The sequence below is a fragment of the Erythrobacter sp. S43 genome (genome assembly GCF_057364955.1).
Genome location: NZ_CP200285.1, coordinates 1,605,286 through 1,617,565, shown reverse-complemented (window position 1 = coordinate 1,617,565; position 12,280 = coordinate 1,605,286). Strand labels below are relative to the sequence as shown.

Sequence of the window (12,280 nt, the reverse complement as noted above, 5' to 3'; positions counted from 1 at the left end):
GCGAGCCGGATGGCTCGCGCCCGGCGTCTGAGGGCTCCAGAAAAGCGGTGTGACTCAAAAGACTCACAAAAAATTAAGGGACCCCTTTACCGCGCGTTAACCTTTTCCGTTCAGAAGTTGCGTGGTTAATACATGACAACACCTCTTACCGAGGCGTTACCATGCACACCATGTCCGCCAACAGGGGCAACAAGGGGACCGACGATGCGAGTGCTTTTGATTGAGGATGAGCCGACAACGGCAAAAGCCATCGAGCTGATGCTCACCACCGAAGGCTTTAACGTCTATTCTACTGATCTGGGCGAAGAAGGCCTCGATCTGGGTAAGCTGTATGATTACGATATCATCCTGCTCGACCTGAACTTGCCGGATATGCACGGCTATGATGTGCTTAAGAAGCTGCGCGTCGCCAAAGTGCAGACGCCGGTTCTGATCCTTTCGGGTATTGCCGAAATGGACAGCAAGATCCGCTCGTTCGGCTTTGGTGCCGACGATTACGTGACCAAGCCATTCCACCGCGAAGAGCTGGTCGCACGCATTCACGCTGTTGTGCGTCGTTCGAAGGGCCACAGCCAATCGATCATCCGCACCGGCAAACTGGTTGTGAACCTTGATGCCAAGACTGTTGAAGTCGACGGCGCCCGCGTTCACCTCACCGGTAAAGAATATGCCATGCTCGAGCTTCTCTCGCTCCGCAAAGGCACCACGCTCACCAAGGAAATGTTCCTTAACCATCTGTATGGCGGGATGGATGAGCCGGAACTCAAGATCATCGACGTTTTCATCTGCAAGCTGCGCAAAAAGCTCAGCCACGCATGCAGCGGCGAAAACTACATCGAAACCGTCTGGGGCCGTGGTTACGTGCTGCGCGACCCGCATGAAGAGGTCGAGGCCGCTTAATTCAGTTGGTCCACGGACAATAAGACGCCCGGAGCTCCAAGCGAGCGCCGGGCGTTTTGCTTTCTAGCTGTCTTGTGGGGTGCCCAAAGCTGCACCAAGATCGATGCCGCTTGGCTCCTGAAACAGCTTCAGATCAAATTCGGGTAGGATCGCAATCAGGTGATCGAAAAGGTCTGCCTGGATCCCCTCATATTCGGCCCAAGCTGTTGTGTCTGTGAAGCAATAGACTTCCAGCGGCAGCCCCTGCGGCCCCGAAGGCAACTGACGCACCAGCAGGGTAAAATTGTCAGTGCTCAGACGCGGATGCCACTTAAGATAAGCGATCACATAGGCTCGCAACACGCCGATATTGGTCAGGCGCCGCGCATTAACGGGCGAGTCCTCACCCGACAGCTCTTTCTCGTTCCACTCGGCAATCTCGTCTCGCTTCGCCGTGAGATAGTCTTTGAGCATCTTGAACTTCTTTAGCTCAACGACTTCGTCATCAGTCAGAAAGCGGATGGAATTCTGATCAATGGAAAGCGAACGCTTGACCCTACGCCCGCCTGCTTCGGCCATCCCTCGCCAATTGCGGTAGGAATCCGACACCAGCCGGTGGGTCGGGACATAGGCAATCGTCTTGTCAAAGTTCTGCACTTTGACGGTATGCAAAGAGATATCGATCACATCCCCATCAGCATTCATGCTGGGCATTTCGATCCAGTCCCCCACGCGCAGCATGTCTCCCGTCGAAAGCTGCACACTGGCGACGAGCGAAAGGATCGTGTCCTTGAACACCAGCAAGAGCACGGCGGTGATCGCGCCCAAACCCGAAAGCAAAAGCAGCGGTGATTGCTGAATCAATACCGAGATGATGATGATCGCCGCGCCGCACAAAACGAGGATTTTGACGACCTGAACGAAGCCTTTGATCGGCCGGTTCTTGGACCTTGGAAGCCGCTCATAGACTTCGTTGGCGTAGGTCAGCCCTTTAACGATCGCCATCGCGACGGTGAAAACGATCGCCGCCTGCGCAAAGTGAGCGACAACGTTATGAACATCGTCATTCAGGTGAGGGATCAGCTCGACCCCGCGCGAAATGATCAGCAGCGGGACAACCGTAGCCAACCAAGCCGCTGCTTTGTCGGTCGTTTTGGTCTTTGCATCCAAATAGGGAGCAGCAGCGCGCAAGATGATGCGTTTGAGCACATAGTTCACGATCAGCGCCGCCACAGCCAGCGACGCAATACCTATGGCCGATTGCAGCCAATCGGGCTGCTGATCGAAAAACATCTGCAATTGTTCCATCGCCGCATCGCCTAGCCGCAAAGCAGAGCGGACCTCAAGGCACATCCTGCTGGACAAACGCCCCGCCCTGCCCTTAGCGCGCACAATATGAGCGCATTCAAGGAAGGTGATCCGACAACTCTCAGCCGGCTGTATGGCCGCAGCGTGGGTAAGCCCCTGCGTGCGCGCCAGCAATCGTTGGTCGATAACCTGCTGCCACAAATCGCGGTGCCCGAGGAGGGGCCGGTGACGGCAGAGCGGCTGTTCGGCGAAGATTGCCCACTTCATTTCGAAATCGGGTTCGGCAGCGGCGAACATCTTGCCTATCGCGCTGACTTATTGCCCAATCACGGCTTGATCGGGGCCGAACCGTTTCTAAACGGCGTTGCCGCTGCACTCGCGCATGTCGACGAGCAGAGGCTCTCCAACATTCGGCTCCACCACGGCGACGCGATCGAAGTGCTCCAGCGTATCCCCGATGGCGCCTTGACCATGTGCTATCTCTTGCACCCAGACCCATGGCCCAAGAACAAGCACGCCAAACGTCGCATGATGAATGATGGACCCGTGTCGCTGATCGCGCAGAAAATGAAGCCCGGCGGTGAATTCCGCTTTGGCACCGATCACGACATTTATCTGCGCCACGCCTTGATGGTGATGCAGCGGCACACCGATAAATTTGAGTGGGTCGTCGAAGGACCCGCCAATTGGCAGAACCGCCCAAGCGGCTGGTGTGAGACGCGCTATGAAACCAAAGCCCGCGAAGTGTTTGGGCACGAAGTGTGGTACTTCCGCTTCCGGCGGCTTTGACACTGGACACTTTGAGGGGATGACATGACATCACGGCGGCAATTTCTGGGCGGTCTCGTAGTCGCGACCGGCGCTCTGGCAGCTTGCAAGGATATGAGTGCGAACGACGGTAGTGATAGGACAATCAGCGCCGATGCCGAGACGCTCGATGCAAACGCGCTTGAAGATGCTCTTGTGGGCTCTTCCTATCTCGGCACGGGTGGCGGCGGCAGTCTCGAAGAAGCGCGCAAGCTGATCCAGAAGGATCTGGCGGCGGGCCTTACCTTTGCCGCATTGCCTGTATCAGCATTGGCGGACTCCGACCGGGTTGCCTGCCCCTATGGCCTCGCCAGCCTTGCCGACACGAGCGAGGAAATGCAGGAGCGGCTCGACGCCATCGAGAATAGGGTGGAAGTCCCCGTGCAGGCCGCGTTCGAAGCGCTGGAGAAGCACCTCGATCAGAAATTCTCCGGTGTAATCTTGGGCGAGATCGGCCCTCTCAGCCTCGCTGAAGGATTATCAACGGCCGCGCGTCTTGGCGTGCCATCTCTTGACGCGGACACTGTGGGCCGCGCGGTGCCCGAAATCAATCAGCACTCGGTCAAAGTCGCCGGCGTGCCACTGACCCCCATTGGCGCGGCCACTCCGTTCGGGGACGAGATGATCGTCGGCACTTTGGGCGATCCGACACGCGCCGAGGACATTTTGCGCAGTGTCGCCGTCGTCAGCCGCGAATGCGGAGTGGCCGACAGCCCGATCACGGGTGCACAGGCCAAGAAAGAGGGCACGCTGGTGACCGGCAGCCTCACCCTTGCGCGCGACATCGGCAAAGCTGTTCGCGATGCGAAGGCAGCGGGTGAAGACCCCATCGAAGCGGCGCGCAAAGCGGGTGATGGCTACATGCTCTTCACCGGAACTGTTGCTGGCACCGAATGGCGGGACGCGGACGGATTTCTGCAAGGGAAGGTGACGATCACAGGCGCCGGCGATTACGCTGGCCAGACCTTCGAAACCGATGTGAAGAACGAGCATCTGGTCGCCCGCCGTGATGGCAAGGTCGTCGCCACATGCCCCGATCTCATCAGCGTGATCGACATCGAAAGCGCCGACGGGATCGTCAATCCGGGTTACGAAAACGGACAAGCCGTCGCCGTGCTCGGTTTCAAATGCGATCCTCTATGGCGCACCGAAGCGGGGCTGAAAGTCTTCAGCCCACGCTATTTCGGATACGATCTCGATTACATGCCGATCGAAGAACTGATCGCCTAAGCCGACCTATTCCGCTGCGCTAGTTTGCGGCTCAGGCAAAATCCGCAGCTCGATCGGCTCTGCTGTCAGATACTTCGTCGCTGCTGCCAAGACTTCTTCTGGCGTGATTGAGGCGAGCACTTCGGCGCGCACGCGCCGGTGCTCAACACGTTCGGGGTCGCTTTGCGCATCGGTTACGACACCGACCCAGCCATCATTGAGGGCATCGTCACGCTCATAACCTTCGAGAATGGGCTGACGCGCACGCTGCATCACGTCCTCGGTCGGCGCATTGGCCGCAAAACTGGCAATAAGGTCGCGCACGGATTTGGAAGTCGTATCCATGCTGTCCGGTGTGGCGGGCAAGAACAGGGTTATATGGCCGAAGTCTTCGTAGACCTGTGACGCATATGAGAAGCTGCCTGGCGTGTATGTAGCGCCCAGCTCCTCTCTCAGTACCCGCAAGGATTCAAGATTCAGCGCTTCGGACAGCATCCGCAGTGTCAAAGCGGTTCGCTGATCAAAACCATCATCAGTGGGCCATGTATAGGAGAGGAATCCTTGATCCGCCTCACCTTTGTGAAAGAGCGTCTGGACCTCACGATCCTTACGGAAGGTCGCGGGCTGGATTTCGGGCGCCGGCACGGCAGGCCGTTCAAGCGCGCCGAGCGTCCGTGCCACTGCGGCCACGGCTTCCTCTTCTTCGATATAGCCAACCACTCCGATTTTGATCTCTCCAGTGGCCAGCTGGCTGCCAACCAATGCCTTCAGATTATCGATGGAAAGTTCAGCCAGAGCGGAGACATCGGCGAACCCGAAACGTTCATCGCCATCGGTGATCGCCCCCCAAAGGCCAGGCCCGAACACCGCTTGAGGCGATGAAGACAGGTTGGTTTGCAGGATTGGGACAACACCCGCCCATTGCCGCTGAACCTGCGCGCTAAATGCTGTGTCGGTTACTTGTCCTGTGATCAGCTGCATCTGAAAGAGAAAGTCTGTCGGCGATGTCCTGCGTTCCATAATGACCGCATCGTTGTTGAGCGTATAGCCATAGCCGATCTGTTTGCCCGCAGTAATGCGCGCGATTTCAACCGCGCTGTGCTCGCCCAGATCGTCCGCTTGAGAAATGACTTCCGCCATCAGGTTGATGCCGCCCTGATCTGTGACAGCTGAGATGCCATCGCCAATCTCAACCTTGATCGATACTGCATCCTCTTCAAATTCAGTTTGCATGACATTGAGCTGCACGCCGTTTTCGAACGTAATGGTGCGAATGCCAAGATCTTCGATGCGAGAGTCCGTCGCGATTTTCCCCGGCGCGCCGAAATCTGTGTAGGCGAACGCTTTCTCGGCCACGTTTTCAGGCGCTGTTACTGCGACTTTCGCGCTTGTTTCCATGACAGAGGCAATTGCCTCCTTGCCGCCCTCAACATCTGACTTTGCAGTCAAGAAAACGTGCGTTGGTTCTTTGCCCCATTTCTGCAGGAAGTGTGTCTGAACTGCTTCGGGGGTGATCGTGTCTGCAATTTCGTCGAACAGCTCCAATCGTTGGTCAGCCGATTGTCTGATTGATCCAGTAAGTGCGCTCAGCGCAAGCTCGACTGCCATCGCGGCGCTTGTGAAATCAGCGCCGTCATAAATGATCGTCCGAAGGTTGGCTTTGCTCTGTTTCACCTCAGAATCGGTAACGCCAAACTGCGCCATCCGGCGCCACTCTTGCTCTGCTACAGCTAAAGATGCGGCCCAGTCGTCGTCTTTCACAACCATTGAGATACTGGTGAACTGAAGAGAGCGAAAAATCGGTTGAGTGCCAGCAAAACCGCCAAGCGAAATGGGCTGTTCTGCCCGCGCATACTCGCCAAGTCGATTGGTAATGGCCGCAGAAATTATCTGGTCCATCGCCCAATTGCGGTACTCATCCACGCTGTTGTTTGGCGACTCAAACGCTGAGATGTTCTGCAGCTCAACAATGTTGGTCGTACCCGGATCAATGAACGTAATGATCTTTTGACCGTCCGCTTCCACAAGCTCCGGTTTGAAGAATTCGCGCGCTTCGCCTTTTGGCTGCCAGTCTGCGAACTGCTTGGCGAAACGCAGTTCCATTTCTTCGGGATCGAAATCCCCAACCATCACAAAAACAGCGTTCTCTGGGCGGTAATATCCTTCGTAAAACCCGCGCAGAACATCTGCTGTCAGCGCCTTTGTGGCGTCGGGTTCCGCCACCAGCCGGTCTGGCAGACGCTCACCGTCAACAACCTCGCGTATGACTTCGACGAGCAAGCGCTGCTGAACCGAATTGCGCACCTGATGTTCGGAAACGATGATTCCCTTTTCGCGCTCAACAGCATCGGGTGCGATGGTCAGTTCACTGGCAATCTCGCGCAGCATGTCGAATGAGCTATCAACCGTCTCATCATCCAAATTGGGCAAATCGAGTTTGTAGACTGTGTAATCGGGCCAAGTTTCCGCGTTGGTATCCGCACCGAACGCAAGGCCCAACCGCTCCAGCCGCGGCAGTAGCTCTCCTTCGGGAATATTTGTCGATCCGTTGAACGCCATATGCTCAATGAAGTGGGCAGCACCTTCCTCGCCATCTTCTTCGTCACGGCTTCCAACATTGAACAACATCCGGATTGAAGCTTCACCGCCCGGCTGATTGTTGGAGCGGAAGGCATAACGAAGACCGTTGGGAAGCGTCCCGTAGAGCACATAGGGATCGTCCTTGATTTCCGCGCCGGTGATCCCCCATGACACTGAGCTAATGTCGTCCTGAAGCTCAAATCCGAGGTCCTCTTCGGCGGCGGCTTCGCTTCGTGTTTCAGCAGGTTTCGAAGCGTCCACATCTTGTGCGAATACGGGCGCACTCAATCCAGCTGATGCGAGCAGAATTGTGAGCGCAAGGAGTGATGACCCGCCTGAGCGGGCAAAGAAATTCGTTTTCAACGGCTGCAACCCCAGTGTTTTCAAAAGCAAATACAACGCTAACGAAGCGCTGGGAGTGCGGCAAGTGACTCCGGAGGACTTACCCAACCACCCCTGCACTCGCCAGCACCGCCAGCGTCAATACATCCGGCGCAATCGCTGTCATCGGCACAATCTGCACCGGCTTCTCCATCCCGATCAGCATCGGACCGATCGTGGCGTTGTCACCCAGCTCGCGCAGGATCTTGGCCGAAAGGTTGGCCGACTGAAGGCCCGGCATGATGAGGACATTGGCGGGCGCTGACAGACGGCAAAATGGGTACAGCTCCATCACCTTTGGGTTCAGCGCTGCATCAGGCGCCATCTCGCCTTCATACTCGAAGTTCACGCTGTCATCGGCATCGAGCAGCGCCACCGCATCGCGGATATTGGCGAGCCATTGGCCCGACGGATTGCCGAATGTGGAATAGGACAGGAATGCGACGCGCGGTTCGTGCCCCATGCGCCGCGCAACCGCCGCGGTTTCCTTGGCGATGTGGGCGAGTTCTTCCGCGCTTGGACGCTCGTTGATCGTGGTGTCGGCAAGGAAAGTGGTGTGGTTCTTGCCAATCATCGCGTGGATGCCGAAGGGCAGCGCGCCCGGCTTGGGATCGAGGACGCGGTTAATCTCTTTTGCCGTCTGCGCGAAAGTCCGTGTCAGGCCGGAGATTACGCCATCACCATGGCCCAGCGCAACTAGCAGCGCGGCGAAGACATTACGCTCCTGATTGACCATGCGGCGCACGTCACGCTCGGTGTAACCACGGCGCTGCAGGCGCTTGTAAAGGTAGTCGACCATGGCGGGCACATGCTCGCTATCCGCCGAGTTCTGGATTTCGAAACTGCCCGGATCGCTGACCGAAAGCTGATGCAGTTTGTCGAGCACGGCCTTGGTGCGGCCAACGAGGATCGGGGTGCCATAGCCAAAATCGCGGAACTGGATTGCGGCGCGAAGCACCACTTCTTCCTCGGCTTCCGCAAACACCATCCGTTTGGGGTTAGCCCTTGCGTCCTCGTACACACCGGTCAGCACCGAAGTTGTCGGGTTGAGGCGCGATTTCAGCTCGTGGGCATATTGTTCGAAATCATCAATCTTGGACTGGGCGACGCCAGAATCCATAGCGGCTTTAGCAACAGCAGAAGATACAACTTCGATCAGGCGAGGATCGAATGGGGCAGGAATGATATAGTCCGTACCGAACTTCTGGTTCTTGCCGTAAGCGCTCGCCACCTCTTCTGGCACGCTTTTGCGCGCGAGCTCCGCGATCGCTTGCGCAGCGGCGATTTTCATCTCTTCGTTGATAGTAGTCGCCTGGACATCCAGCGCGCCGCGGAAAATGAAGGGGAAGCCCAACACATTGTTCACCTGGTTCGGGAAGTCGCTGCGGCCGGTGGCGATGATCGCGTCCGGGCGGACAGCTTTGGCTTCGTCGGGCATGATTTCCGGTACGGGGTTGGCCATGGCGAAGATAATCGGCTTGTCCGCCATCTTCTTTACCCATTCGGGCTTCAGAGCCCCGGCAGCCGAAAGGCCAAGGAAGATGTCAGCGCCCGCCAGCGCCTCTTCCAGATCCTTCGCATCGGTCGCCACGGCATGCGCGCTTTTCCACTGATCGACATTGTCGCGGCCTGGTGTGATCGGGCCGGAGCGGTCGCAGACGATCACATTCTCATGCGGAATGCCCATCGCTTTGATGAGGGCAGTACAGGCCAGCGCCGATGCGCCCGCGCCGTTCACGACCATCTTGCAGTCTTTGAGCTCGCGCCCCGTCAGGTGGCAGGCGTTGATTAGGCCAGCGGCAGCAATGATCGCAGTGCCGTGCTGGTCATCGTGCATCACCGGAATGTTCATCCGCTCACGCAGGGCCTGCTCGATGATGAAGCACTCGGGGGCCTTGATGTCCTCAAGGTTGATACCGCCGAAGCTCGGCTCCATGAGAGCCACAGCTTCGATAAAGGCATCGGGGTCCTCGGTCGCCAGTTCAAGGTCGATCGAGTCCACGTCAGCAAAGCGTTTGAACAGAACCGCCTTACCTTCCATCACCGGCTTCGAGGCCAACGCGCCGAGATTGCCGAGGCCAAGGATCGCGGTGCCGTTTGAAATCACCGCCACCATGTTTGAGCGCGCAGTGTAACGGGCAGCCAGCGCAGCATCGGCGGCAATCGCTTCGACCGGAGCGGCAACACCGGGCGAATAGGCAAGGCTGAGATCGCGCTGCGACGTCATCGGCTTGGTCGCGACCACCTCCAGCTTACCGGGCCGGATCGTCTCGTGATAAAACAGTGCTTCGCGGGTGGTGAAAGACGGGGTCTTGTCGTCAGCCATCGGATGGCGCCTCTTCAGAAAATCGGTGTTGCTGCGCCGCTTAGCTTGTGCGGCGCGCCAGCGATAGAGTCAAAACGGGTGGAAACCGTAAGGTCGCCCGTTCCGAATCACTGGAACGCTGGGTAGGCCGGTCGAATGGGCGAAAAAGTCACCCCAATGATGGCGCAATATCTGGCGCTCAAGCAGGAAGCGCCCGACTCGCTGCTGTTTTATCGCATGGGTGATTTCTTCGAGCTTTTTTTCGACGATGCTCGCCGTGCGGCGGCGATCCTCGACATAGCTTTGACCGCGCGTGGGGAGCATGGCGGCGAGCCAGTTCCCATGTGCGGCGTGCCAGTGCATTCGGCGGAAGGGTATCTCGCGCGGCTGATCAAATCGGGCGAGCGTGTGGCGATTGCCGAACAGGTCGAAACGCCGGATGAGGCCAAGGCCCGCGCGAAAGCGGAAGGCAAGCCCTCGTCCAAGGCACTTGTGAAGCGCGATATCGTCCGCTTCGTCACCGCAGGCACGCTGACCGAAGAAGCGCTGCTTGAGCCAAAACGCGCCAATCTGCTCGCTGCCTTGGCGGAAGTGCGCGGAACCATCGGGATTGCTGCCTGCGACATCTCGACTGGCGCGATGGTTCTGGAGGAATGCGCGCCCAACATGCTGGGCGCAGCTTTGGCTCGGCTCAATGCGACCGAGGTCGTGGTGCCAGAAGGTTGGGCGCACGGACCAGAGGATGCCACCTTCCACGCGGCGAGCGTCTTTGGCAGCGATGAGGGCGAGGCGAGGCTGAAGAAGCTGCACGAGGTCGCCACCCTCAACGGTTTCGGCGCATTCTCTCGTGCCATGCTTTCCGCAGCGGGCGGATTGATCGCCTATCTCGACCATGTCGGACGCGGCCAGTTGCCGTTCCTGCTCCCACCCGTGGCGCGCGCAAGCGCATCCGGCATGGAGATGGATGAGGCGACGCGCGGCAGCCTTGAAATTCTCGAAAGCTCGCAAGGCGGTCGCTCCGGCAGCTTGATCGCGACGCTGGATCGTTGCTCGACGGGGGCAGGTTCACGGCTGTTGGCCGAGGACCTTTCCGCGCCGCTTCTCGATCAAAAGACAATCGAAGACCGGCTTGCCACGGTGCAATTCTGGCATGACCGCCCGGTTGAACGCGCTGACCTGCGCGAAGTACTTCGCACGCTGCCTGACATCGGCCGTGCATTAGGACGCATTGTGGCGGGGCGCGGTTCTCCGCGCGATCTGGGGCAGGTGCGCGACGGATTGGGCGAGGCTCAGCGTCTGCATGACTGGCTGGCCACTGTGAGTGATCGGCCAGCATTGCTCGATAGGCTGCAACCGCAATTCACCGGCCATGGCGCGCTGACCGATCTGCTGGCGCGTGCTCTCGTCGCCTCACCGCCGACCGAGCGCGGCAATGGCGGGTTTATAGCCGACGGATACGACGCAAGCCTTGATGAGCTGCGCGAGGTCTCGGGCAACGCACGCAGAGCCATCGCGGCAATGGAAGCACGCTACCGAGAAGAAACCGGCGTCTCCTCGCTGAAGATCAAGCATAACGGTGTGCTCGGATATTTCATCGAAGTGCCCAGCCGCCATGCAGACCCGTTCATGGACGCAGACAGCGGCTTTACCCATCGCCAAACCATGAAGGGCGCGGTGCGGTTCAATTCGCTGAGCCTCCACGAAGAAGCCAGCCGGATTTCCGAAGCTGGCGGGCGGGCATTGGCCGCCGAGGAATCGCATTTTGAAGAGCTGGTTGGCGAGGTCATCGCCGCACGCGAAGCCATCGCCGCCACCGCTTCCGCATTGGCAAGATTGGATGTGGCAGCGGGCAACGCCGAACGCGCAAGCGAAGGCGAATGGTGCAGACCGGATGTGACCAAAGCGGGCCATATCGCGATCGTCGGTGGCCGTCATCCGGTCGTCGAGGCTGCATTGGCCAAGACCGGTGACCGCTTTGTTGCCAATGATTGCAGCCTCGCGCAGGACAACCGCCTTTGGCTGATCGGCGGCCCGAATATGGGCGGTAAGTCGACCTTCCTTCGCCAAAATGCGCTGATTGTCTTGATGGCGCAGGCCGGATGCTTCGTACCGGCGCAATCGGCGCAGATCGGATTGGTCGATCGCTTGTTCAGCCGCGTTGGTGCTTCGGACAATCTCGCGCGCGGACGCTCAACCTTCATGGTCGAAATGGTCGAAACCGCGGCTATCCTTAGCCAAGCGACCGAACGCAGTTTCGTTATCCTCGATGAAGTCGGTCGGGGCACGTCCACCTATGACGGGCTGGCGCTTGCATGGGCTATTGTCGAGGCTGTCCATTCGCATATCACCTGCCGGTGCTTGTTTGCGACCCATTACCATGAGCTGGCGCGGCTCGCGGAGACCTGCGAAGCGCTCTCGCTGCACCATGTCCGTGCGCGCGAATGGAAAGGCGATCTGGTGTTGCTGCATGAGCTCGCCGAAGGGTCTGCGGACCAAAGCTACGGCCTTGCTGTCGCAAAGCTGGCGGGTGTGCCACCTGACGTGGTCAAGCGCGCCAAACAGGTGTTGACCAAGCTGGAGGCTGCGCGCGCAGAGACCGGTGGCATCGCAGCGGGACTTGGTGAATTGCCGCTATTTGCTGCCGCCGCTCAAGAGGAGCCAGAAGAAACCGCAGAAGACCTCCTCGCTGCGCGCCTGCGCGATGCCGATCTCGACGCCCTGTCTCCGCGTGAGGCGCTCGACCTGCTGTATGAGCTTAAGCGCGACCTCACTTCCACCAATAATTAACCGCATCGCGCTAAAGAAGCGCGC

The 12,280-nt window shown here is 58.6% G+C and carries 7 protein-coding genes; 4 read left to right on the top strand and 3 right to left on the bottom strand.

Translation table 11 applies throughout. The features are described from left to right. The first annotated feature begins 204 nt into the window (after positions 1–204). Positions 205–900 (top strand): response regulator transcription factor CtrA, encoded by a 696-nt coding sequence (gene ctrA / locus AC0V6K_RS07920; protein ID WP_472621070.1) that lies wholly within the window; start codon positions 205–207, stop codon positions 898–900. 63 nt (positions 901–963) lie between these two features. Here the strand turns inward: ctrA and AC0V6K_RS07915 are convergent, their stop codons facing one another. Next, a complete protein-coding gene (locus AC0V6K_RS07915; RefSeq protein WP_486172602.1) occupies positions 964–2,232 on the bottom strand; it encodes a mechanosensitive ion channel family protein in 1,269 nt (422 codons plus the stop codon). Between the two features lie 42 nt (positions 2,233–2,274). Between AC0V6K_RS07915 and trmB the strand changes: the two genes are divergently transcribed. Together trmB and AC0V6K_RS07905 are read left to right on the top strand one after the other, a co-directional pair. After that, complete coding sequence (trmB, locus tag AC0V6K_RS07910) at positions 2,275–2,976, top strand: tRNA (guanine(46)-N(7))-methyltransferase TrmB (RefSeq protein WP_472621066.1); 702 nt, start codon at positions 2,275–2,277, stop codon at positions 2,974–2,976. A 24-nt stretch (positions 2,977–3,000) separates the two neighbouring features. Continuing rightward, the gene (locus tag AC0V6K_RS07905) at positions 3,001–4,224 is read left to right on the top strand and encodes an S-methyl thiohydantoin desulfurase family protein (protein WP_472621064.1); all 1,224 of its coding nucleotides are present in this window, start codon (positions 3,001–3,003) and stop codon (positions 4,222–4,224) included. Between the two features lie 6 nt (positions 4,225–4,230). On the opposite strand, the gene AC0V6K_RS07900 is transcribed toward AC0V6K_RS07905, so the two are convergent. Further along, the gene (locus tag AC0V6K_RS07900; RefSeq protein WP_486172601.1) at positions 4,231–7,071 is read right to left on the bottom strand and encodes a M16 family metallopeptidase; all 2,841 of its coding nucleotides are present in this window, start codon (positions 7,069–7,071) and stop codon (positions 4,231–4,233) included. Between the two features lie 154 nt (positions 7,072–7,225). Then, positions 7,226–9,490, bottom strand: coding sequence for an NADP-dependent malic enzyme (locus tag AC0V6K_RS07895; RefSeq protein WP_472621060.1), 2,265 nt, complete (start codon positions 9,488–9,490; stop codon positions 7,226–7,228). Positions 9,491–9,625: 135 nt separating this feature from the next. On the opposite strand from AC0V6K_RS07895, the gene mutS reads away from it, so the two are divergent. Next, positions 9,626–12,256: a DNA mismatch repair protein MutS gene (mutS, locus tag AC0V6K_RS07890; RefSeq protein ID WP_472621058.1), complete on the top strand. Its 2,631-nt coding sequence runs from the start codon at positions 9,626–9,628 to the stop codon at positions 12,254–12,256. Positions 12,257–12,280 lie beyond the last annotated feature (24 nt).

What these genes read in the sequence shown, in the direction of transcription:
- trmB (WP_472621066.1), top strand. Translation starts at nt 2,275, where the DNA reads ATGAGCGCATTCAAGGAAGGTGATCCGACAACTCTCAGCCGGCTGTAT.
- AC0V6K_RS07915 (WP_486172602.1), bottom strand. Translation starts at nt 2,232, where the DNA reads ATGTGCCTTGAGGTCCGCTCTGCTTTGCGGCTAGGCGATGCGGCGATG.
- ctrA (WP_472621070.1), top strand. Translation starts at nt 205, where the DNA reads ATGCGAGTGCTTTTGATTGAGGATGAGCCGACAACGGCAAAAGCCATC.
- AC0V6K_RS07905 (WP_472621064.1), top strand. Translation starts at nt 3,001, where the DNA reads ATGACATCACGGCGGCAATTTCTGGGCGGTCTCGTAGTCGCGACCGGC.
- AC0V6K_RS07895 (WP_472621060.1), bottom strand. Translation starts at nt 9,490, where the DNA reads ATGGCTGACGACAAGACCCCGTCTTTCACCACCCGCGAAGCACTGTTT.
- mutS (WP_472621058.1), top strand. Translation starts at nt 9,626, where the DNA reads ATGGGCGAAAAAGTCACCCCAATGATGGCGCAATATCTGGCGCTCAAG.